Below are 21243 nucleotides of genomic sequence, written 5' to 3' on the forward strand. Positions count from 1 at the left end.
TCCCTTTACGCGTGCTTCCTTACCCCCTCTGGAAGCAAATGCACGGCGGAAAGGGGCCAGAACCGCGCAGGCAGTCGTTAGACGATCCGTGACAGCACTTCAAGCGCCGCCGCATGTTGCTCTTGCCCACCGGCCGCCACGGCGCGCCCGCCCGCATGTACGGGGCCACCCTGCCAATCGGTCACAATCCCGCCCGCCGCCTCGATCACCGCGATCGGGGCCTGAATATCGTAGGCGGCCAGCCCCGCCTCGATCACCAGGTCGATCTGACCAGCGGCGACGAGGGAATAGGCATAACAATCAAGGCCATATCGGGTGAGCTTCACCTGACGTGCCACCTCGGCAAAGGCGGCACCCTCGGCCTCGGCTCCAACCTCGGGAAAGGTCGTGAACAGGATGGACTCGGACAAGGGCCGATCACCGATCACGCGCAAATCTCGGTACCCCTGCGGCCCGCTTAGCGCTGCATGTCCCAAGCCGCCCTCAAAGCGCTCACCGATATAGGGCTGATCAATGATACCATAAATGGGGCCGTTTTCATCCGCGATCGCAATCAGCACGCCCCATGTCGGCGCTCCGGACAGAAAGGCCCGCGTTCCGTCAATCGGGTCGAGCACCCATGTCAGCCCGCTCGTCCCCTCCTGCGCGCCATATTCCTCGCCCAGGATAGCATCCTCGGGCCGCATGTGTGCCAACACGTCACGCATCGCACGCTCCGTGGCACGGTCGCCTTCGGTCACGGGGTCGAACGCACCGTCAGACAGCTTGTTATCCGCCGTCAGCCCAGCGCTGCGGAAATACGGCAAAACCGCCGCGCGCGCCGCATCAGCGACCGCGTGGGCGGTTTGCCTGAGGTCTTTACTAGTCATGCCCACCCTCGATCAAACTTGCGGGAAGGCTTAGCGCGCGGGGCGCGGTGGCTCAAGCCACCTCGCTCAGCACGCGTGCCAGGTCGAACAGACGCCGGCGTTGATTTTCCGGAATCGCATAGTAGGAGCGCACCAGATCCAAGGCTTCCTTGTCACCGATGATATCCACCGGTAGGTTGCCCGGCTTTGCAATTTCCTCTTCTTTCCCAAGACCTTCAAAGAAGAAGCTGATGTCAACATCCAGCGCTTCGGCGATATCCCAAAGCCGCGACGCGCTGACGCGGTTTGCCCCGGTTTCATATTTCTGAATCTGCTGAAATTTGATTCCGACCGCTTCGGCCAATTGTTGTTGTGTCATCCCGACAAGCCATCGACGATGACGAATGCGTTTCCCTACATGCACATCTACCGGGTGCGCCATTCTATATTCCTCTCACTTAACTGTTAACTGTATTTAGGGCCTCAAAGGCGACCTTACCGTCCTCAACCACACGCCACGCATCCCAGCAGCGCATGCAGCAAACTAGCAACTTGGCCTTGAAACACAAGAAATATCGCTAGCCGATAACGTGCCATATACTTAAGACACTCAATCTAAGCGGGCGACTACTCCTTCGGATAGGCTATGCAGGGCCTACCGATCGGTGAACTCGCCGCATGGCAGTCGCCACGGGCCGAATCGAATTGAAGTCCGGTCCCTGACCACGCTAGCATCCGGTCAATCTTAGCTGCAGGGTTTCCATGCGCGCCTACCATATCCCCGCCCCGGGCACCGCCCCATCCATTCACGACATCGAAGCGCCCGCGCCGGGCGTGGGCGAACTGTCCCTGTCGATTGCCGCCTGCGGGCTCAACTTTGCCGATCTGCTGATGATCAAGGGCGAGTATCAGGACACGCCTGAGCCGCCTTTCACCCTTGGCATGGAGGTGGCGGGCGTGGTCGAGGCGCTTGGCCCGGACACGTCAGGGCCACCGGTCGGTGCCCGGGTCGCCGTCTTTGGGGGACGGGGCGGATTGGCCGAACAGGGCTGTTTTCCAGCCGAACGGGCCGTTGTCTTGCCCGAGTCCATGGGGTTCACCGACGCAGCGGCCTTCCAGATCGCCTATGGCACAAGCCATGTGGCGTTGGAGCACAGCGCCCGGCTGCAACCGGGCGAGACGCTTCTGGTTCTGGGGGCAGCGGGCGGCGTCGGCCTGACGGCGGTGGAGATCGGCAAGCTGATGGGGGCGCGTGTGATCGCCTGCGCGCGCGGGGCCGACAAGCTGGAGGTGGCGCGAAAGGCGGGGGCGGATCACCTCATCGACGCCAGCACCGAGGATATCCGTTCCGTGTGCAAGGCGTTGGGCGGTGTCGATGTGGTCTATGATCCGGTGGGCGGCGATCAGTTCAGGGCGGCGATGCGCGCCTGCAATCCCGAGGGCCGGATTCTAAGCATCGGATTTGCCAGCGGCGAGGTGCCACAGATCCCGGCCAATCACCTGCTGGTCAAGAACCTGAGCGTGATCGGGTTCTATTGGGGCGGCTATCTGAAGTTCCGCCCCGAGGTTGTGACCGAGAGCCTGCGCACCCTGTTCACATGGTATGAGCAGGGCCGCATCAAGCCGCATGTCAGCCACGTGCTGCCGCTCGACCGCGTCGGAGAGGCGCTGGAATTGCTGCGCAGCCGCCGCTCGACCGGGAAGGTCGTTGTCACGCCATCCGCAGGCTGACCGGCGCAGGCTGCGCGAAGAAGCCCTGCCGCAACATGTCCGACAGCGGGTCGATCAACGGATCGCCGCCCGCGCGGGCATAGAGGTTGATCTTCTGCACACCGAGATCGGGGAGCGCGGTGCCCGGCTCGATCGCCTCCTGATGCGGGGGGATGCTGTCCTCGAGCAGGGCGCCGACGGCGAGATCGGCACTGACGAGGGCCTCGACCGCGCGATCATCCTCGGAGAGCACGGCCATTTCCCAGTCGATGCCTGCCTGCTCCAGCTTGCGCAGGACGATGGGACGGAAAATGCAGTTGGTGCAGAAGGCGAGCCGCAACGGGCGGCGTTTCCACGATGTGCCGCCCGGTGCCCCGGTCCAGCGCAGGGCCATTTCGGTCAGCGTCTCGCCGCCGTCGTCGACACCCTCTTCGGTGGTCAGGATCAGATCCACCTCGCCGCGCGTGAATTCCTCGCGCAGCTTGACCGTGCTCGAGGAGCGCAGATGCACATTGACGCGCGGATAGGCGGCGTTGAACTGCTTGAGCACGCGCGGCACCACCGGATAGACGATGTCATGCGGCACGCCGAGACGCAGTTCGCCCTCGTAGAGATCTTCTGTCAGTCGGCCGACCGCCTCGTCATTCAGCGCAAGGATGCGGCGCGCATAGCGCACCAGCTGCTCGCCCGAGGCGGTGAGCGACACCCGCCGGTTGCCGCGATCAAAGAGCGCGAGACCCAACATCTCCTCCAGCCGCTTGATCTGCATCGATACGGCGGATTGCGTGAGGTTGAGCATCGCCGCCGCCCGCGTCACGCCGCCGTGGTCGGTCACCGCCACAAGGGCGCGAAGTGTGGTGATATCCAGATTTCTCATTCATCAATCTCCGTGATGTAATCACTGACAAACATTCATTTCCAAAATTGAAGCAAATGGGGCAAAAGATCAACATGAAAAATGAATAGCCATCAAATCATCACCAGAAGGAAAGGAAACGCCATGACGTTCCACATCGACGCCCCCGCCCTGCAGCGCGCCTCCCGGCCGCAGCGTATCACGCTTGGTCTGATGCTCGATGTCTATCGTCAGCGGAGTGCATTGTTGCGCCTGGACGAGACCGCGCTTGCCGATCTCGGAATCACCCGTCGCGAGGCCCTGCGCGAGGCGACGCGGCCATTCTGGGACCTTCCCTGACCCGAAAATGCCCGGCACTGCCCCGGTGCCGGGCGAAACATGTCAAAAACTGTCGGAAAAACTTGAAAACGGGGCACCGCTCTCCGATATTAATGGCAAAGCCCCAATAACGGGGCCGCCATTCACATATCGGAGGTATATATGGCTGAGTTCAACACGATCCGGACGGCGACGGGCACACGCACCGCCCAGATTGACGCGGGCCTGCGCGCGCACATGAACAAGGTCTACGGCACGATGTCCGTGGGCATGCTCATCACCGCGCTCGCAGCGTGGGCAATCGCGGGGCTCTCCGTAACGACCGATCCATCGGCCGCCGCCGCACAGATGGGCAACGGCAAGATGCTCACCGATCTTGGCGCCGCGCTCTATCTGTCGCCGCTTCGCTGGGTGGTCATGCTGGCACCGCTGGCCTTCATCTTTCTCGGCTGGGGCGCATTGCTGCGCCGGGCACCTGCAGCAGGCGTGCAGCTTGGCTTCTTTGCCTTCGCGGCGCTGATCGGCATCTCGCTCAGCTCGATCTTCCTGGTGTTCACCAGCTTCTCGATCGCGCAGACGTTTGTCGTGACGGCAATCTCCTTCGCCGGTCTGTCGCTCTGGGGCTACACCACCAAGAAGGACATCTCGGGCTGGGGCAGCTTCCTCATCATGGGCGTGATCGGCCTGCTGGTGGCGATGGTCATTAACATCTTCCTGCAGTCGCCCGCGATGATGTTCGCGATCTCGGTGATCGGTGTCCTGATCTTTGCGGGCCTCACCGCGTTCTACACGCAGGAGATCAAGAACACCTATGTGGCGCATGCCGCACAGGGCGATCAGGACTGGCTGGACAAGGCCGCCTATGACGGCGCGCTGAACCTCTACATCAGTTTCCTGAACATGTTCCAGTTCCTGCTGATGTTCATGGGGCAACAGGAATAGACAGCCGCATCACTCACGCGACGGGGCCGGTCAGAACGACCGGCCCTTTTCGTATCCGGCAACCTGTCTTTGCATGTGAACGGCGGGAAATGCCAGTTCCGGCGTCAGCCCCATGACCACCTCGCCCATGGTCTCGAACCCGGTCGCCTGACAGAATGCAACGGCGTTGAGCGGGCACAGGCTGTGCAGCCGCGTCACGCCCGATTGCCCGGCCGCCGACACCACCCGCCGCACAAGCGCCCGCCCCAGCCCCTGACGCAGCCTGTCAGGCGCACAGGCAAGGTGGCGCAGATGCGCGTGCCCCGCCGGGCAGGTGCGGCCAAAGGGGCTGATATCGCTCCAGCCTGCGACGGCAAGCGCGCGCTCCTGGTCTTCGACGACATAGTAGCGCCCGCCGAACAGGATTTGCGGCACGGTCAGGGTGAGAATGGGCAGCGCCTTGCGCAAGAGCCCCTCGGAATAGAATTGGCCGAGTTGCACGGCGTAGCTTTGCCGCAGCAACTCGGAAATGGCCGCGTGATCGGCGGGATAGACGGGGCGGATACTGAAATCTGACATCGGACCGGGCTTTGCTGTGAAATCTCGCCGCCCGCCCGAACGCCCCAAAAGAAAAAGGCCGCGTCCGGGAGGCGCGGCCTTGTCTGTCTTGTCTGGGAGGCGATCTTACTTGATCTTGCCTTCCTTGTACTCGACATGCTTGCGCACCACGGGATCGTACTTACGTACGGTCATCTTTTCGGTCATGGTGCGCGCATTCTTCTTGGTCACGTAGAAATGGCCCGTGCCCGCGGTCGAGTTCAGACGGATCTTGATGGTCGTCGGCTTCGCCATTGGTTATCTCCTGCGCCAGGCGCAATACGCGCCCGTGAATATCTCATGAAGCCTGCCTTTTACCGACGCGCGCGCCCGAGTCAACCGCGATTGTCGGCACAGGGCCAGGAATTCCGGCCTTTGCCCGCCTGCCCCGTCAGTTCCGGGACAATTGCGTGGGTTTGCGATAGAAATGATGCACACCGATCGTGGTGGTGCGAGGATAGACGCGGGCCCAGCGAGGGTTCACCGCGCGGGTGTGGTAATGCGTGGCCCCGTCGGTCAGACGGCGCGGCGCACCCTGCACCATGAGGCGGGCCACCTTGTTCACCTGATCGAAGGCCGCCGGATTGGCGATATGTTCTTCGTGTCCGTCGCAGGTATAGGTGAACTGGCACTGGAACTTGCGCCCCGTGCCCTGATGAATCACGCCGCAAACGGTGTCGGGATAGGCGGCACTGTCGACACGGTTCAGGATCACCTCGGCGACCGCGAACTGCCCGCGCACGCTTTCGCCGCGCGCCTCGAAATAGAGCGCCTCGGCCAGACAGGCGGATTGCACGTTGCCGCCATCGACATCTAGGCCCGCGAGCCAGTCGCGCGAGTATTCGATACCAATCTCGGGACGGGTGATATAGCTTGCCAGACGGTCACCGGAAATCGAGCGCAGCGCGCGCGTTTCCTGTTCCATCAGCCGGGTCACAGGTGTATCCGCTGCAACCGGCCCGGCCAGCACCGCGAGGGCGGCGATGAGTAGCCCGTGTTTCATGCGTGATCTCCTTGCCATCAGGGAAAGCCCTTTTGTCATCCGGCGGCGTTTAGACAAATTGGGCCCATCCGTCCACCCTCGGGGTCGGCGGGGAATCGCTCATGTCGTTTTATGGCTGAAAAAGGCCTTGCGCAGATGTGTATATTGCGCCGCAGGGCTGGCGGACTACCCGATCTTGTCGCGCACGGTCAGCTGTGCGGCAGCAAGTCGCGCCACCGGAACCCGGAACGGCGAGCAAGACACATAGGTAAATCCCGCGTCCCGGCAGAACGCAATCGATTCGGGATTGCCGCCATGTTCGCCGCAGATCGACAAAACCACGTCGGGATTGGCCGCGCGGCCGCGCTCTGCCCCGATGCGCAAAAGCTCTCCGACGCCATCGACATCGAGGCTGTGGAACGGGTCTTCGGGATAGACGCCCTGCTGCACGTAGTTGGACATGAACCGCCCGGCATCGTCGCGCGACAGGCCATAGGTCATCTGCGTCAGGTCATTGGTGCCGAAGCTGAGGAACGACACCAGCGGTGCGATTTCTCCGGCCCGCAGCGCGGCGCGCGGGGTCTCGACCATGACCCCGAGACGATAGGCGAAATCGCGGCCCGTCTCGTTGCGCACGGCGGCGGCGACCGCGTCGATCCGGGTCTTGACCAGTTCGACCTCGCGCCGGGCGCTGACCAGCGGGATCATGATCTCGGGAACCACCGGCGCACCGTCCTTGCTCGACTCGAGCGTCGCCTCGAAGATCGCCCGCGCCTGCATGTCATAGATCTCGGGCACGGTAATCCCGAGACGGACGCCGCGCATCCCCAGCATGGGGTTGTATTCGCCAAGCGCCTCGACCCGGCGGGTCACGTCCGACAGCGGCAGATCGAGCGCCTCGGCCAGTTGCAGATGGCCGTCCCTGTCGGTGGGCAGGAATTCGTGCAAGGGCGGATCGAAGAGACGGATGCAGACCGGTTGCCCCTGCATGATGCGGAAAAGATCGGTGAAATCGGCGCGCTGCATAGGCAAGAGCCGCTCCAGCACGGCCGCGCGATCCTCGCTGGCATCGGCAAAGATCATCTCGCGCATCACCGTCAGGCGGTCGGCCTCGAAGAACATGTGCTCGGTGCGGCACAGGCCGATGCCGCGGGCGTTGAAATTGCGCGCCACCTCGGCGTCGGCGGGCGTGTCGGCATTGGCGCGCACGGCGATGTCACGCACGTTGTCGGCCCAGCTCATCAGGGTCTGGAATGAGCCGTCGCGCGCGGCCTCGAGCAGCGGCGCCTCGCCCGCCAGCACAAGGCCGTTGGTGCCGTCGATGGTGATCCTCTCGCCCGCCTTGACGACGCGACCGCCGGGCATGGTCAACTGCTTGCGCCGGGGTTGGAAATGAATGTCCGAGGCGCCCACCACACAGGGCAGGCCGATGCCGCGCCCGATCACCGCGGCGTGGCTGGTCATGCCGCCGCGTTCGGTCAGCACGGCGGCGGCGGCATGCATGCCGCGAATATCCTCGGGGCTGGTTTCGCGGCGCACAAGGATGCAGGCCTCGCCGCGCGCCTGCGCCGCCTGCGCGTCGGCGGCGGAAAACACCACCCGGCCCGAGGCGGCACCGGGGCTTGCGGCAATGCCACGGGCCAGCACGTCCCGCTCGGCCTCCGGGTCGACCTGCCGGTGCAGGAGTTCGTTGAGCGCGCGCGGCTCGACCCGCATCAGCGCCTCTTCGTGGCTGATGATGCCGTCCTCGGCGAGCGCCACGGCAATGCTCACGGCCGCGCGGGCGTTGCGCGCGACGCGCAGCCCGTCGAGCAGCCAGACCTTGCCGTTCTCGATGGTGAATTCGGCCTGCATGTCCTCGCGCAGCTTTTCCCGCATCAGCGCGGCATAGGCCTTGACGTGGGCAAAGGCATCGGGGGCCAGCTCCTCGAGCGAGGGGCCGCGCGGATCACGTTCGAGATAGAGCGCATCCGCGCCGCGCTGCAGCGCATCGCGGCCCTGGCTCTGGCTGAGATAGCGCCCGGTGATCTGGCGCGCGCCGGTCTGGCTGTTGACCAGCTGCATCACGCCCGAGCCGCATTCGCCCTCGCCGAGGCCGAGCGCCAGTTCCTGCACCACAAGGCCGAGGCCGGCATCGGCGGGGGCACCCTTGGCCTGGCGCAGAAGGCGGGCGGTCGTCCCCTCCCAGGCGCGGGCCATGGAGCGCAGCACCTCGGTCAGTTGCACCGCCGGGTCCTGCGGAAACTCCTCTTCGGTCTCGGTCTCGTAGGCGCGCAGAGCCTGGCCCAGCCCGATGCAGGCGTCCTCGGAAACGTCGTCGAAGATATCCGGGTCGAGCCGCGCCACGTGGACCGCGTAGGATTGCACGAAGCGCAGGTAGATCTCGGCCGCCGCGCGCTTGCCGATCTTGTCCGACAGTTCGACGAATCGCGCATCGTTGATGCCGATATTGAGCACCGCGCCCGGCCCGCCCCAATCGGGATCTTCCGAGGACGGGCGCACGCAGAGCAGCGGCGCCTCGCCGAAGGGCGCGAGCAGGGCGGCCATGTCGGGCAACTCGCCCGCCGCGATGCCATGCACCGCCTCAAACGACAGCGCGATGGTGCGCGGCACCGGCAGATCGAGCCGCACCAGACGTTGCAGGCATTTCGCCCGCCCCCCGTGGGTGCGGGTATGCACCGGGGCCGTGGGGGTGATCAGGGTGATATCGGGGTCGTCTTGCTGCACTGCGGCACCTTTCCTTTGTCCGCACCATACGCCGCGCGGCGTGCAAGGCAAGGGAAAGGATAACGGATATGTGACAGGGCGGGGATGCGACAACGGGAGGCGGGGGTTTGGGCTGGAGCGGGCGTTGAGATGAGCCGCGCAGCGCCCGACCGCCGGGTGGGCGCTGCTACGGTCGCGGGGCGCGCTTTATGGTAGCCATATACTACAACGATTGCGCGGTATTGCGACGTTGCAGAAGCGCCCGCCCGAGGGGGCGGTCGGGCGCTGCGCGGCGGTGCCTGCGGCACCTTGATTCCGCGCGTTGGGGCTGCACCTGAACAGCCGCACAACGCCAACCCCGCCGATGGGTCGCCCTACCCCTCCACGCGGCTAAGGTCGGCGGCCTGCAGGCAGCTGGTGCGGATACGGCTGAGCAGGTTGAGGCGGTTGCGGCGCAGCACCTGATTGTCGACATTGACCTGCACCGCCTCGAAAAACGCATCGACGGCCGGGCGCAGGGCGGCCATGGCCTGCATCGCCCCGGCGAAATCCTCTGCCTTCAGCGCACGGCCGATCTGCGGCTCTGCCGTGTCGAGGGCTGCGAAGAGCGCCTTTTCCTCATCGGTCTCGGCGAATTTCACATCCGCGCCGAAGGAGTATTCGACGCCGTCCTTTTCCTCGGCCTGTGTCAGGATGTTGTTGGCCCGTTTGAACCCCTGCAACAGGTTCTCGCCATCGTCGGTCTTGAGGAAGTCCCCGAGCGCGCGGGCGCGGTGGACGAGCAGGGTGAGATCGTCATTGCCCTCCATCGTCAGGCAGGCGTCGATCACGTCATGGCGCAGGCCCTCGTCCTTGAGATGGACCTTGAGGCGGTCGTGGAGGAAGGCGAGGAGGTTTCTTGCAACCTTCATGTGATTATGATCTGCGCGTTCGCTTTCGTCGGAGGGCGTGTCCGGGGTGCGCTCATGGAAGCTCTGACCGGGTGACGACTGGATGCCGTTAAACAATAGTTTCACAAGCCCCAACCGAACCCCATTCCCCAACACCAATCGAATAACCCCCAACGCCGCGCGGCGCAGCGCGTAGGGGTCTTTGGAGCCGGTGGGCTTCTCGTCAATCGCCCAGAATCCGGTCAGCGTGTCGATCTTGTCGGCCAGCGCCACGGCGACCGACACGGGCGCGCTTGGCACGGCGTCGCCCGGCCCCAGCGGTTTGTAATGTTCTTCGCAGGCCTCGGGCACGCCGTCATCATGGCCTGCGGCCTGCGCGTAATAGCGGCCCATCAGCCCCTGCAATTCGGGGAATTCTCCGACCATTTCGGATTGCAGATCGGCCTTGGCCACGCGCGCGGCCTCGGCGGCGAGATCGGGCTTGGCGCCCACCAGCGGTGCGATCTCGCGCGCCAGCGCCGCGATGCGCTCGACGCGATCCGCCTGCGATCCCAGCTTGTTGTGGAAGGTGACGTCGCGCAGCCCTTCGGCCATGCCTTCGAGGCCCTTGTCCCGCACCGTGCGCAGGTCATTCTCCCAAAAGAATTTCGCGTCACTGAGGCGCGCCGCCAGCACCTTCTGATTGCCCGCCAGAATGGTCGCGCCGTGGTCCGCCGTCTCGACATTGGCGACGGTGACGAAGCGTTCGATGCGGCCTGTCTTGGGGTTGCGCACGCTGAAGAACTTCTGGTGTTCCTTCATCGAGGTCTGCAACACCTCGGGCGGCAGATCGAGAAAATCTTCGTCGATCCGGCCCATCAGCACCACGGGCCATTCCACCAGCCCCGCGACCTCTGACAAGAGCCCGCGATCCTCGACCACCTCGCAGCCGGCGGCAAAGGCCTGATTTGTCGCCTCCTGCCAGATCGCCTCGGCCCGCTCACTCGCGTCAAGCACCACATGCGCGCGCTTGAGGCGGGCGGCGTAATCGTCATAGGAGGTCACGGAAAACGCATCGGGGGCCATGAAACGGTGGCCGCGTGTGGTGTTGCCTGCGCGGATGCCGTCGACCTCCATCTCGACCACCTGCGCCTCACCGTCGTCACCGGTCAGGATGCAGAGGATGGAATGAAGGGGGCGCACCCAGCGCAGGGAGCCAGCACCCCAGCGCATCGACTTGGGCCATGGGAAATTGCGGATGAGCTTTTCCAGCTCCTCGGCGACGATTTCGGCGGCGGGGCGTCCGGGCCGGGTGATGGTGGCGAAATAGACCTGGCCCTTTTTCTCGTCGCGGATCTCCAGATCCTCGCGGGTCACGCCCGCGCCGCGCAGAAAGCCCTCGATGGCCTTTTCCGGCGCATCGACGCGGGGGCCCTTGCGCTCTTCGCGGGTGGTGGGGCTGGTGGCAAGCAGCCCCTGCACCGTCAGCGTCAGCCGCCGGGGCGTGGAGAAGGCCGCCGCGCCCGCATAGGTCAGCCCCGCCTCGACCAGTGCATCGGTCAGGCGCGCGCGCAGGTCGTCGGCCGCTTTGGCCTGCATGCGCGCGGGGATTTCCTCGGAGAAGAGTTCAATCAGCAGATCAGGCATGGTCGTCAATATCCTTGCGGCGGTTCGGGGCAATCCTCGGGGGCGGGCTGGCCGTCGAACACCACCTCGCCGCAGCGGTTGATCTGGTGCCAGACAAAGCCCTTGCCGTCCTCGGTGATGGCGACGATCCGGTCGATGCCGTATTGAATGTCTTTTTGGCCCAGAAAGGCCAGCGCGCGCCCGTCTTCGAGCGCAGCCCCGAGGGCCTGCGCATCGAAACAGTCGAACCAGCCAGGGGCATTGAGCGGCTCGGCGCGCTCGAAGAGTTCGTAGGTCTCGGTGAGCATCGGATGGCTCATCGTGGTGGTGAAACAGGCGCGGTAGCGGATCGGGCTGCTATCGGCGTCGATCGCCTGAAACGCGTCATAGAGCACCGGTTCGGGCGCGCCGGTGACGAGCGAGGTCAGTTGCACATCGTCGGTGCCGGTGGCCGCCACCTCTTCGTAGAAGTGATAGACCTGAAGGTAATACATGGCCGCCCCGGCCACCAATGCGGATATCAAGATCGCCCCCGCGAGAAATTTGCCCATTACGCTGCCTGCCCCCCGGCCTCTGTCTGCACGAAGGCATCGGCGCATTTTCTGGCCAGTGCCCGTACCCGACCGATATAGGCCTGCCGCTCGGTCACGGAAATCACGCCGCGCGCATCGAGCAGGTTGAAGAGATGCGACGCCTTGATGCACTGGTCATAGGCGGGATGCGCCATGACGATGCGTTTGCCGGTCTTGGGATCGGTTGCCTCTTGGGCGAGGATCGCCTCGCATTCGGCCTCGGCCTCCTCGAAGTGGCGCAGGAGGACCTCGGTGTTGGCGACATCGAAATTCCAGCGGCTGTATTCCTCTTCGGTCTGGCGGAAGACATCGCCATAGGTCAGCGGAATGGGTGCTGCGGGGTCGTTGAACGGCATGTCCATCACGTGGTCGATGCCCAGCACGTACATCGCCAGCCGCTCCAGACCATAGGTCAGCTCGCCCGAGACGGGGTGGCAATCATGACCGCCGACCTGCTGGAAATAGGTGAACTGGGAGACTTCCATGCCGTCGCACCAGACCTCCCACCCCAGGCCCCATGCGCCGAGCGTCGGGCTTTCCCAGTCATCCTCGACAAAGCGGATGTCATGCAGGGCCATGTCGATGCCGATGGCGCGGAGCGAGCCGAGATAGAGGTCTTGCAGGTCGGGCGGCGAGGGTTTGATTAGTACCTGATACTGGTAATAATGCTGGAGCCGGTTGGGGTTCTCGCCATAACGCCCGTCGGTGGGGCGGCGCGAGGGCTGCACATAGGCAGCAGCCCAGGGTTTGGAGCCAAGAGAGCGCAGCGTGGTCGCGGGGTGAAAGGTGCCTGCGCCGACCTCCATGTCATAGGGCTGCATCACAGCGCAGCCCTGCGCGGCCCAATAGCTTTGCAGCCGCAGGATGATCTCCTGGAAACTGCGCGGTTTGTCTGTGGCCTGCGTCATGCGGTCCCCCGGGATCGGCACCCTGAAATTGCCGCCTTTCTCTAGGCGTGTCGCGCGGCAGGGTCAATCGCGCGGGCCTGCATATTTCAGATGCATCGCCCGGCAGTTTTGGTAAAACCCCCTGAGACACCTAGATATTGAATAACCGGTCTTGACCAAGGGAATCTCATGGCGCGTATCGTTCTGGCACTTATTGCCGCAGTTCTGCTCAACCCCACCTTGGCGCAGGCGCAGGGTGCGCCGCTTACCGATACCACGGGCGAACCGCTGGTCTGGGTGCAGATCGAGGCGCAGCCCAGCCTTGCCGAGGCCCAGCAGAGCGCGCGCGGCTATGCGGGTGATCTATCGGATGTGAACGGGTTCTCGCTGGGGCGGGGCTGGTATGCGATCGCGCTCGGGCCGTACCGGCGCGAGGAGGCCGAGCGCGTGCTGCAGGTTTATCGCCGCGAGGGGGTGATCGCGCGCGACAGCTATATCGCCGAGACCTCGGATTATCAGCGCCAGTTCTGGCCGATCGGGGCGAACCTGCTGGAGCAGCCGACGCTTGTGTCGCCGCAGGCCCCCGACGAGTTGCCCGATGACGTCATCGCCGCACCTGAGCCCGCCCCCGCGCCGGTGGACGAGACCCCGCGCGAGGCGCGTGCCAGCGAAAGCCTGCTGAGCCGCGACGAGCGCGCGGAGTTGCAGGTCGCGCTCAAATGGGCCGGGGTCTATGGCGGGGCCATCGACGCGGCCTTCGGGCAAGGCACGCGCGGGGCGATGGCGCGCTGGCAGGATGAGAACGGCTTTGACGCCACCGGCATCCTGACGACGCGGCAACGGGCTGAGTTGCTCGTGCAGTACAACGCCGTCTTCGACGGGCTTGGCCTGGAACGCGTGGCCGACAACGGCGCGGGCATCGCAATGACGCTGCCGACCGAGGTTGTGGAGTTCGACCGCTACGAGCCGCCGTTTGCGCATTACACCCCGGCGGGTGATCTTGATGCGCGCGTCCTGCTGATCAGCCAGAGCGGCGACAGCAACACCATGGCCGGGCTTTATGACATCATGCAAACGCTGGAAATCGTGCCCGAAACCGGGCCGCGCGGCCTTGAGGCCGACAGTTTCACCCTGATTGGCGAGGGGGCGCTGCGGATATCCCACACGCAGGTCTGGCACCGTGACGGCGAGATCAAGGGCTTTACCCTGATCTGGCCCGCCGGAGACGAGGAGCGCCGCAATCGCCTGATCCAGAAGATGCAGGACAGTTTCGAATGGTTGCCCGGCACGCTCGACCCGACCGAGGGCGCGCAATCGGAGCAGCGCATCGACCTGATCGCCGGGCTGGAAGTGCGCAAGCCGCGCCTCACCCGCTCGGGATTCTATGTCGATAGTGGCGGCGCGGTTCTGACCACGGCGGACGCGGTACAGCAATGCGGGCGGATCACCATAGACGAAACCTACACGGCAACTGCGACGCTGATTGACGAGGCCCTAGGGGTGGCGGTGCTGCAACCGAAAGACCCGCTTGCCCCGATGCGGGTGGCGACCTTTCAGGAACTTGCACCGCGCCTGATGTCCGATGTGGCGGTCGCGGGCTATTCCTATGGCGGTGTGCTGGGGGCCCCCACCGTGACCTTCGGGCAGGTCTCTGACCTCAAGGGGCTGCATGGCGAGAGCCACCTCAAGCGGCTGGCGCTCGCCTCGCTCGATGGCGATGCGGGGGGGCCCGTGCTCGACACCGGGGGCGCAGTGCTCGGCATGCTGCTGCCGCATGAGTTGGACGGGCGCAGCCTGCCCGACGGGGTCAGCTTTGCCGCCACCAACGGGGCCTTGCAGGACGTGCTGTCGCGCGGGGGGATCTCTCCGAGCAAGACCTCTCAGATCGACGCGCTCACGCCCGAATCCCTGACGGACCACGCAAGTGCGATGACCGTACTTGTGAGCTGTTGGGAATAATTTTCTCTAAACGCCGTTTTCCTGACACGAACCCGACCTGCACGCGCCGCCCAAGGCAGGTGCAATCGGGGTCACGCTGCGCCGCCAAACTCGTCTGGCAGGTGCGGCCTCAGTCAGAAAACGGAGTATGAGATCATGAAGACAACCCTGTTGGCCACCGCAGTAGCCCTGACCAGCCTTGCCACGAGCGCGGTCGCGCAGACCGCGAATGGTTACGGCTACACCACCGCGATCAAGGGCGGCACCAGCACGGTCATGCCGCCCGCCAGCCATGCGGGCCAGTGGTGGACCCATCCCAGTGGCTGCGAATATTCGCGTACCGGTCGCCCCGGAGAGGTGGTGTGGTTCTTGATCATCAACACCTCGCGCCCCGAATGCCCGACCTATATTGCAACCAAGGGCGGCGCGGACGTGTATTAGGCCGGATGTGTGATGAAGGGGGTGGTTTGGCCTTGAGCTGCCGTTGACGCATCTCGCGCGAAACGCACCGAAGGTGCCGCGCGATCGCCGGGCCGTCCCGCGGCCTGGCGATTTGAGGGGTTGCGCTACGTGTTGGGGTTTTAGTGACTTGGCTGGCATAAAGTACCCGCCACACCCGTCGCATCGCCAGTCCCCGGCCCTGCGTTCACGCGGCACCTTCTACGGACCAATTAATGTCCGCTCCAGACCAAAACCTACCCTCAGTTGCGCCAGAAGGCCGGTACCAAGAGGACGATCACCGCCAGAACCTCCAACCGGCCCATCAGCATCGCGAGGATCATCAGCGCCTTGGCCGCGTCTGGAAACGCCGCAAGCGATCCCGTCGCGCCCACGGTTTCGCCGAAGGCCGGGCCGACGTTGAAAATCGCCGTCCAGGCGGCGGTGACCGATTCCATCAGCGGCAGGCCCGTCATCTCCAGCGCCACCGAGAAAAAGCCGAGCGACAGGATGTAGCAGGTAAAGAGCAGCATCACCGATTGCAGCACCTCGTCCTCGACGCGCCGCCCCTCATGGCGCAGGATCATGACGCTGGAGGGATGGAAAATCCGCCGTGCCTGCTGGCCAAGCGCGCGCAGCATGAGCTGGTAGCGGAAAATCTTGATCGAACAGCCAGTGGAGCCGGTGCAGCCGCCGATCGCGCCCACGGCGATCAGGATGACAAAGGGAAAATTGCCCCAGGCGGTGACATCGCCATCGCCGTAACCGGTGCCGGAAAAGATCGACACCACGTTGAACAGGCGCAGCCGCAGGCTGTCTTCGTCAAAGCGCCCGTTGACCGCGAAATCATAGGCCAGAACAAGCGCCACGGCGTAGAAGATCCAGCGCAGATAGGTCTGCACCTGGGTGTCATGCAGGATCGGGCGGATCTGGCCCTGCACGCCCTGCATCATCCGCACGAAGGGCAAGGTCGCCAGGATCATGAAGACCACGCAGGCATATTGCGGCGCACCGGGGAAGGCCGCAAAGGAGGCGTCCTTGCTGGAAAACCCGCCGGTGGAGACGGTGGTCAGCGCATGCACCGTCGCCTCGAACGCGCCCATCCCCAGCACCAGATAGGTCAGGGTGCAGATCAGCGTCAGGCCGAGATAGACGTTGAGCACGCCCTTGGAGATGTCGATGGTGCGCGGCAGCGCCTTGCCGAAGGTGTCGAACCCTTCGGAGCGAAAGAACTGCATGCCGCCCACGCGCATCTCGGGCAGGAACACCAGCGCCACGATCACGATCCCGAGGCCACCCAGCCATTGCAGGATGCCGCGCCACAGCAAAAGCCCCTTGGGCAGGTCATCCAGCCCCGCGATTACCGTCGATCCGGTGGTCGTGACCCCCGACATCGATTCGAAGAACGCGTCGATGAAATGCAGATCCGTCTCGCCCAGCATGAAGGGCAGCGCGCCGAAGAGCGGCAACATCACCCAGACCAGCGTGGTCAGCAGAAACGCCTGCTGAATGGTCAGCCCCTTGCCCACGGAATTCTTGCACGCAAGCGCCACGAGCGCGCCGATCATGCAGGTCACGATCATGCTTTCGGCGAAAACGGGCCAGTGTCCGCGCCCCTCGGCGATATCCACGAGAAGCGGCAGCGCCATGGTCGCGCCCATGGCGGTGACCATCAGGCCAACCAGATATCCGACGGGTCGCACATCAAACATGACGCGCAGAGTTGGCGGTGCTTCGCGACACTGTCAAGCACGATAGAGACGCGTGTGGTGCGACCTCAGTCCGGCAACAGGTCCTCAAAGACGAATGCCGGGATATCGGCACGGCACAATCCCATCGCGGCCAGTTCCGAATCGCTCAGGCTGTGCATATGGGCCACGCTCAGCAGGCGCTGTCGGGTCAGCATATAGGCATTCATGCCCGGTGCGCGCTCTGCCATGAAAAGATCCAGATCACGCCGCCATGTCGGCGGTAGAAATCGGGTCGTCAGGTCGGTCTCGGCCATTGGGTCCCCTTTCCTTGGATCGAACGGGTCCCCTCCCTGCCGTCAGCATAGCGCATCATGGTGCGAAATGCGCGCCGGCGTATCCGGTATGAGCGAAGTGTTGCTGCAATGCAGCATGACAAAGGCCCCGACAGCCAGCAGCCGACGGAGCCCGAACAGGCGTGTCTTTCAAAGGTCAGGCGTAGAACAGATCCTTGAAGACGTGATACGCGATCTGGTCGCGGCGAATGCCCATGCGGTCGAGTTCCGCATTGCTTTTCGCTTCGAGCGCCTCGATCTGGTCACGCCGGGACTGCACCCGTGCCTGCGCGTTGATACCGCGCTCAAGCGCCGCGATGAACCGCTTCCAGACGCCATCTTGCGACGCTGCGGTGATGTTGGTGGTGATATTCGCCATTTGGAAACCTCACATGCAAAGTGATCCGTTTCCTCCCTATGGCAAAGTTAGGTCAGCGCCGTTGACATGACTAGCGCCAAATTGGAATGGCCGGGTTGCGCCTGACGCATCCCGGCCTGCAACCTGTTATTCCGCATCAACTTTCTTGGACGCACCCGGCATCGCAGGCGGGTTGGAGGGCGCGCGCGGGCGCTTGTTCTGGGCCGGTGTCGCCGTCTTTTCAGGCGTTTTGGCCTCGGGCGCGGGCTTGGTCTCGGGCGCGGGTTTGGCCGCAGGCGCCGGTTTGGCCGCGGGCGCTGCGGCGGCGGGCTTTTGCGGTGCGGGCTTGGCTGCCGCCGGTTGTGCCGCTTTTTGCGGTGCGGGCTTGGCCGGGGCGGGTTGCGCTTCTTTTTTCGGTGCAGGCTTCTGCGCCGGTTGTGCGGCTTTCGCAGGGGCGGCGGGGGCAGCGGCCTTGGCAGGCTCTGCAGCCGTCTTCGGCGCGGCAGGTTTCGGCGCTGCGGTTACCGGCGCGGCCTCGGGCTTTTTCGCCGCTGGCTTGGGCGCGGGGGCCTTGGCCTTGGTGGCCGGCTTGACCGCTTTCGGCTTGGCTGCCGGTTTGGGTGCGGATTTCGCAACCACCGAACGCGATTTCGTCGGCATGGAAAACGAACTTGCCTGCAACGCGGCCTCGCCAAAGACCTGCGCAACACGCAGATTGCTTTCGATCATGTAGCCGGTCAGCCGAATCCCGGCGGCGGAGAGTTTGAGCGGCAGATCGGGTGCAAGCATGGTCGGTATCCTTTTCATCGAGATGCGTCCCCGCAGTATCGCAGGCAGGTGACATGAGTGTAACGCGCGCACGATGCTGCGTTGCAGCAATTCGCCCGAAGGTCAAATCACAAAAGCGCCTGTGCGCAGATATCTGCCGAAAATGCGGCCTGAACGCCCGAAAACCGGGCATTCAGCACAGCTTTCGTCGGTCAGCGACCGTGGACCAGCGTTTGGAAGAGACGCGGATCGAGGCTCTGAGAGTCAAAGGTGTCGCCTTCGGTCAGCACGCTGACCGCGTCATGGCTGTGCAGGCTTTCCTGATGGCTGGCCACCACGCGGAAATCACCGATGCGCGGGTCTGCCAGAAGCTGCTCGCAAAAGAGACGCGCGGCATCCTCGACGAAAATCGCGTTGGCCGCGTTCAACTCGGCAAAGGCCTGTTCGTCCTCGCGCTTGACCATGACCTGCGTTTCCGTGGGCACGGCGCGGCGGGCCAGTTCGATCAGATCCTCGAACCACAGGCAATCGCCCTCGATCAGTTCCACCGAAATGCGTGCGACCGAGCGCTGCGAATGCGGTGTCGCCAGTTGCCCGCGCGTGGCGCGGGCATGCTCGCTCAGTTCCAGCGAGCAGGGGCAGGTCGAGGAATAGACGAAATCAAGATGCATGAACTTGCGCTTGACGCCGTCCTGTTCGACCAGTTCGAGTGCTATGTCGTAATACTGATAGCCCTCCAGGCCCGAGCGCAGCGATTGCACCTTCATCGGGTAGGAAATCCGCATCTGAAGCCGGGCATCGAGGCTGTCGAGATCGGTGATGTAATCCGCGAGTGCGGCCTCCATCACCTCGAAGCTGAAGGTCTTTTCCGCATGCTTGTAAAAGCTGCGCATGATCCGGGACATGTTGATGCCCTTCTTACCCGCCTCAAGGCTGACGGTGCCGGTGACCGAGGTCTCCAGCGTCAGATCGCCATTGTCGCGGCTGTGAAAGCGGATCGGCAGGCGGAAATTGGAAATCCCCACATGCTGCAATTGCTGCTTGGTGCCACGGATCAGCGAGGCCGGGCCATTCTGAAGATCAGGCAGCGATGCGCGATAGGCATCCGTCACCTCGAACCCGTCGGGATAGGTGCGCGACAGGGCCGGGTAGTTCGACATCTCAGCCTCGGGCAGCAGCCGCGCGATCGCGGGATCGAGATCGGCCACCTCTTCGGGGCTTGCCGTGCGGGCCCAATCGCGCAGCACATCGAGCGCCGCTTTCGCCGCGTCACGGTCAGGCGTTGGGTTCATCTCGGACGGATGCATGTTCATGGCAAAGGCTCCCTCTCCGCGCCGCCAATCCCTTACATAAGGCATTGGCACGGGAATTGCTATTATCGTAGGATTTACGACAAAAGCGGCACGGCGGATCATTCTTATCCCGTTGATTTCGCTTTATCCGCTCGCGTCGAGCGCGCGGGTGAGATCTTCGATCAGGTCGGTCGCATCCTCCAGCCCCACGCTCAGCCGTACCAGACCGGGCGTAATCCCAAGCTGCGCCCGGGTTTCGACCGGCAGGCGTTGGTGGGTCGTGGTGGCAGGATGGGTCGCGATGGATTTGGCATCGCCCAGGTTGTTCGAGATCAGCACGATCTCTAGCGCATTGAGAAAGCGGAACGCGGCCCCTTGCCCGCCCGCAAGATCAAGCGCCAGAACGGTGCCGCCCTGCCCCATCTGCGCGGTCACAAGTTCGTGCTGCGCGTGGCTGGGATGGCCCGGGTAGATCACCCGCGCCAGACGCGCATCGCCGTGCAGCGCATTGGCGATCTGCAACGCGGTCTCGGCCTGCGCACGCACCCGCAGATCAATCGTCTCCAACCCCTTGAGCATGATCCAGGCGGTAAAGGGCGACATCGAACCGCCGGTATGTTTCATGTAAGGTTCCACCGTGCCGCGAATGAACTCGCGCGTGCCGAGGATCACGCCGCCAAGCGCGCGTCCCTGCCCGTCGATATGCTTGGTCGCGGAATAGATCACCACATCCGCGCCCTGCTCGACCGCGCGGGAAAAGACCGGCGTGGCAAAGACGTTGTCGACGAGGACCAATGCGCCTGACGCATGGGCCAGATCGGCCACGGCGCGGATATCCACCACATCGAGCGTCGGGTTGGAAATCGTCTCGAAGAAGACCGCCTTGGTGTCGGGGCGAATCGCCGCGCGCCATTGCTCGAGATCGGTGCCATCCACGAAGGTGACCTCGACGCCAAAGCGCGTCAGCACCTCTTCCAGCACATAGAGACACGAGCCGAAGAGCGCCCGCGCCGAGACCACGTGATCGCCCGCCCGCAGCATCGACGTCAGCGCGCCGGAGACCGCCGCCATGCCGCTTGCCGTGGCAAAGCCGTCCTCGGTGCCTTCAAGACCGGCGATGCGATCCTCGAACATCGCGACGGTCGGGTTGCCGTAGCGGGCATAGATGAACTCGTCGTCACCGGCCTTGATGAACCGCGCCTCGGCCGCCTCGGCGCTCTCGTAGACAAAGCCCTGCGTGAGAAAGATCGCCTCGCTCACCTCGTTATACTGGCTGCGCCGCGTGCCGCCATGCACCAGCTTGGTGCGTTTCTGCCAAGTGTCGCTCATATCTCGTCCTCCGGGCGCAGTCGCCCATAAAAAAAGCCCCGACGCGGTCAAGCGAAAGGGGGCTTTCTCCTGACCTCTTTAGCGGATGTGTTTAACGTGGCCCGCAATCCGGTAACAAATCGCCACGCGCGCCGGTTACTCCTCCGGGCGGGTTTCGTCAACACTGTCACGCAGGTTTAACGGAAACGTCACCGTCGCTTCGTAT

General features: G+C 64.0%; 21 protein-coding genes and 1 riboswitch. Of the genes, 5 read left to right on the forward strand and 16 right to left on the reverse strand.

Annotation, left to right across the window (positions count from 1 at the left end):
• Nucleotides 1–77 precede the first annotated feature (77 nt).
• Both RID11_RS03055 and RID11_RS03060 read right to left on the reverse strand, forming a co-directional pair.
• On the reverse strand, nt 78–869 hold the full coding sequence (locus RID11_RS03055; RefSeq protein WP_350135919.1) for an inositol monophosphatase family protein: 792 nt from the start codon (nt 867–869) through the stop codon (nt 78–80).
• Between the two features lie 52 nt (nt 870–921).
• The gene (locus RID11_RS03060) at nt 922–1290 is read right to left on the reverse strand and encodes a helix-turn-helix domain-containing protein (RefSeq protein WP_350135921.1); all 369 of its coding nucleotides are present in this window, start codon (nt 1288–1290) and stop codon (nt 922–924) included.
• Between the two features lie 320 nt (nt 1291–1610).
• On the opposite strand from RID11_RS03060, the gene RID11_RS03065 reads away from it, so the two are divergent.
• Nucleotides 1611–2579, forward strand: a complete 969-nt coding sequence (locus RID11_RS03065) for an NADPH:quinone oxidoreductase family protein (protein ID WP_350135923.1) — start codon at nt 1611–1613, stop codon at nt 2577–2579.
• Here the strand turns inward: RID11_RS03065 and RID11_RS03070 are convergent.
• On the reverse strand, nt 2560–3435 hold the full coding sequence (locus RID11_RS03070; protein ID WP_350135925.1) for a LysR family transcriptional regulator: 876 nt from the start codon (nt 3433–3435) through the stop codon (nt 2560–2562). The genes RID11_RS03065 and RID11_RS03070 overlap by 20 nt on opposite strands.
• Before the next feature lie 123 nt (nt 3436–3558).
• On the opposite strand from RID11_RS03070, the gene RID11_RS03075 reads away from it, so the two are divergent.
• Nucleotides 3559–3753: a DUF1127 domain-containing protein gene (locus RID11_RS03075; protein ID WP_350135927.1), complete on the forward strand. Its 195-nt coding sequence runs from the start codon at nt 3559–3561 to the stop codon at nt 3751–3753.
• Between the two features lie 141 nt (nt 3754–3894).
• Entirely contained in the window at nt 3895–4674 is a 780-nt protein-coding gene (locus tag RID11_RS03080) for a Bax inhibitor-1/YccA family protein (protein WP_350135929.1), read from the forward strand.
• A 30-nt stretch (nt 4675–4704) separates the two neighbouring features.
• On the opposite strand, the gene RID11_RS03085 is transcribed toward RID11_RS03080, so the two are convergent.
• The 7 genes from RID11_RS03085 to RID11_RS03115 all read right to left on the reverse strand — a co-directional run bounded on the left by RID11_RS03085 (nt 4705) and on the right by RID11_RS03115 (nt 12913).
• Nucleotides 4705–5232: a GNAT family N-acetyltransferase gene (locus tag RID11_RS03085; protein ID WP_350135931.1), complete on the reverse strand. Its 528-nt coding sequence runs from the start codon at nt 5230–5232 to the stop codon at nt 4705–4707.
• A gap of 105 nt (nt 5233–5337) precedes the next feature.
• On the reverse strand, nt 5338–5505 hold the full coding sequence (gene rpmG / locus RID11_RS03090; protein WP_007799108.1) for a 50S ribosomal protein L33: 168 nt from the start codon (nt 5503–5505) through the stop codon (nt 5338–5340).
• A 136-nt stretch (nt 5506–5641) separates the two neighbouring features.
• The gene (locus tag RID11_RS03095) at nt 5642–6253 is read right to left on the reverse strand and encodes a cell wall hydrolase (protein WP_350135935.1); all 612 of its coding nucleotides are present in this window, start codon (nt 6251–6253) and stop codon (nt 5642–5644) included.
• Nucleotides 6254–6418: 165 nt separating this feature from the next.
• The gene (locus RID11_RS03100) at nt 6419–8959 is read right to left on the reverse strand and encodes a putative PEP-binding protein (RefSeq protein ID WP_350135937.1); all 2541 of its coding nucleotides are present in this window, start codon (nt 8957–8959) and stop codon (nt 6419–6421) included.
• Nucleotides 8960–9312: 353 nt separating this feature from the next.
• Entirely contained in the window at nt 9313–11454 is a 2142-nt protein-coding gene (gene glyS / locus RID11_RS03105; RefSeq protein WP_350135939.1) for a glycine--tRNA ligase subunit beta, read from the reverse strand.
• 5 nt (nt 11455–11459) lie between these two features.
• The gene (locus RID11_RS03110; protein ID WP_350135941.1) at nt 11460–11984 is read right to left on the reverse strand and encodes a DUF6446 family protein; all 525 of its coding nucleotides are present in this window, start codon (nt 11982–11984) and stop codon (nt 11460–11462) included.
• The gene (locus RID11_RS03115; protein WP_350135944.1) at nt 11984–12913 is read right to left on the reverse strand and encodes a glycine--tRNA ligase subunit alpha; all 930 of its coding nucleotides are present in this window, start codon (nt 12911–12913) and stop codon (nt 11984–11986) included. The genes RID11_RS03110 and RID11_RS03115 overlap by 1 nt, the downstream gene beginning before the upstream one ends.
• A gap of 168 nt (nt 12914–13081) precedes the next feature.
• Here RID11_RS03115 and RID11_RS03120 point away from each other — a divergent pair, with 168 nt between their 5' ends.
• Together RID11_RS03120 and RID11_RS03125 are read left to right on the forward strand one after the other, a co-directional pair.
• Nucleotides 13082–14851, forward strand: a complete 1770-nt coding sequence (locus RID11_RS03120; RefSeq protein ID WP_350135946.1) for a trypsin-like peptidase domain-containing protein — start codon at nt 13082–13084, stop codon at nt 14849–14851.
• Between the two features lie 135 nt (nt 14852–14986).
• Entirely contained in the window at nt 14987–15271 is a 285-nt protein-coding gene (locus RID11_RS03125; protein WP_350135948.1) for a hypothetical protein, read from the forward strand.
• A gap of 260 nt (nt 15272–15531) precedes the next feature.
• Here RID11_RS03125 and RID11_RS03130 read toward each other — a convergent pair whose 3' ends face one another.
• From RID11_RS03130 to metZ, 6 genes are all read right to left on the reverse strand, one after another.
• Nucleotides 15532–16980 (reverse strand): TrkH family potassium uptake protein, encoded by a 1449-nt coding sequence (locus tag RID11_RS03130; RefSeq protein ID WP_350135950.1) that lies wholly within the window; start codon nt 16978–16980, stop codon nt 15532–15534.
• A 65-nt stretch (nt 16981–17045) separates the two neighbouring features.
• Nucleotides 17046–17273: a DUF1127 domain-containing protein gene (locus RID11_RS03135; protein WP_350135952.1), complete on the reverse strand. Its 228-nt coding sequence runs from the start codon at nt 17271–17273 to the stop codon at nt 17046–17048.
• 175 nt (nt 17274–17448) lie between these two features.
• Nucleotides 17449–17670, reverse strand: coding sequence for a hypothetical protein (locus RID11_RS03140; protein ID WP_350135954.1), 222 nt, complete (start codon nt 17668–17670; stop codon nt 17449–17451).
• A 126-nt stretch (nt 17671–17796) separates the two neighbouring features.
• Entirely contained in the window at nt 17797–18438 is a 642-nt protein-coding gene (locus tag RID11_RS03145; RefSeq protein WP_350135956.1) for a hypothetical protein, read from the reverse strand.
• 191 nt (nt 18439–18629) lie between these two features.
• Nucleotides 18630–19730: a GTP cyclohydrolase FolE2 gene (gene folE2, locus RID11_RS03150; protein ID WP_350135958.1), complete on the reverse strand. Its 1101-nt coding sequence runs from the start codon at nt 19728–19730 to the stop codon at nt 18630–18632.
• Between the two features lie 123 nt (nt 19731–19853).
• On the reverse strand, nt 19854–21038 hold the full coding sequence (gene metZ / locus RID11_RS03155; RefSeq protein ID WP_350135960.1) for an O-succinylhomoserine sulfhydrylase: 1185 nt from the start codon (nt 21036–21038) through the stop codon (nt 19854–19856).
• A 57-nt stretch (nt 21039–21095) separates the two neighbouring features.
• A riboswitch (SAM riboswitch) is annotated at nt 21096–21174 on the reverse strand.
• Nucleotides 21175–21243 lie beyond the last annotated feature (69 nt).

It is taken from the genome of Roseovarius sp. (genome assembly GCF_040219995.1).
Lineage (GTDB): Bacteria > Pseudomonadota > Alphaproteobacteria > Rhodobacterales > Rhodobacteraceae > Roseovarius.

Bases quoted from the DNA above. Each gene is read 5' to 3' on its own strand.
- RID11_RS03055 (WP_350135919.1), bottom strand. From the start codon at position 869: ATGACTAGTAAAGACCTCAGGCAAACCGCCCACGCGGTCGCTGATGCG.
- RID11_RS03060 (WP_350135921.1), bottom strand. From the start codon at position 1,290: ATGGCGCACCCGGTAGATGTGCATGTAGGGAAACGCATTCGTCATCGT.
- RID11_RS03065 (WP_350135923.1), top strand. From the start codon at position 1,611: ATGCGCGCCTACCATATCCCCGCCCCGGGCACCGCCCCATCCATTCAC.
- RID11_RS03070 (WP_350135925.1), bottom strand. From the start codon at position 3,435: ATGAGAAATCTGGATATCACCACACTTCGCGCCCTTGTGGCGGTGACC.
- RID11_RS03075 (WP_350135927.1), top strand. From the start codon at position 3,559: ATGACGTTCCACATCGACGCCCCCGCCCTGCAGCGCGCCTCCCGGCCG.
- RID11_RS03080 (WP_350135929.1), top strand. From the start codon at position 3,895: ATGGCTGAGTTCAACACGATCCGGACGGCGACGGGCACACGCACCGCC.
- RID11_RS03085 (WP_350135931.1), bottom strand. From the start codon at position 5,232: ATGTCAGATTTCAGTATCCGCCCCGTCTATCCCGCCGATCACGCGGCC.
- rpmG (WP_007799108.1), bottom strand. From the start codon at position 5,505: ATGGCGAAGCCGACGACCATCAAGATCCGTCTGAACTCGACCGCGGGC.
- RID11_RS03095 (WP_350135935.1), bottom strand. From the start codon at position 6,253: ATGAAACACGGGCTACTCATCGCCGCCCTCGCGGTGCTGGCCGGGCCG.
- glyS (WP_350135939.1), bottom strand. From the start codon at position 11,454: ATGCCTGATCTGCTGATTGAACTCTTCTCCGAGGAAATCCCCGCGCGC.
- RID11_RS03110 (WP_350135941.1), bottom strand. From the start codon at position 11,984: ATGGGCAAATTTCTCGCGGGGGCGATCTTGATATCCGCATTGGTGGCC.
- RID11_RS03115 (WP_350135944.1), bottom strand. From the start codon at position 12,913: ATGACGCAGGCCACAGACAAACCGCGCAGTTTCCAGGAGATCATCCTG.
- RID11_RS03120 (WP_350135946.1), top strand. From the start codon at position 13,082: ATGGCGCGTATCGTTCTGGCACTTATTGCCGCAGTTCTGCTCAACCCC.
- RID11_RS03125 (WP_350135948.1), top strand. From the start codon at position 14,987: ATGAAGACAACCCTGTTGGCCACCGCAGTAGCCCTGACCAGCCTTGCC.
- RID11_RS03130 (WP_350135950.1), bottom strand. From the start codon at position 16,980: ATGTTTGATGTGCGACCCGTCGGATATCTGGTTGGCCTGATGGTCACC.
- RID11_RS03135 (WP_350135952.1), bottom strand. From the start codon at position 17,273: ATGGCCGAGACCGACCTGACGACCCGATTTCTACCGCCGACATGGCGG.
- RID11_RS03140 (WP_350135954.1), bottom strand. From the start codon at position 17,670: ATGGCGAATATCACCACCAACATCACCGCAGCGTCGCAAGATGGCGTC.
- RID11_RS03145 (WP_350135956.1), bottom strand. From the start codon at position 18,438: ATGCTTGCACCCGATCTGCCGCTCAAACTCTCCGCCGCCGGGATTCGG.
- folE2 (WP_350135958.1), bottom strand. From the start codon at position 19,730: ATGAACATGCATCCGTCCGAGATGAACCCAACGCCTGACCGTGACGCG.
- metZ (WP_350135960.1), bottom strand. From the start codon at position 21,038: ATGAGCGACACTTGGCAGAAACGCACCAAGCTGGTGCATGGCGGCACG.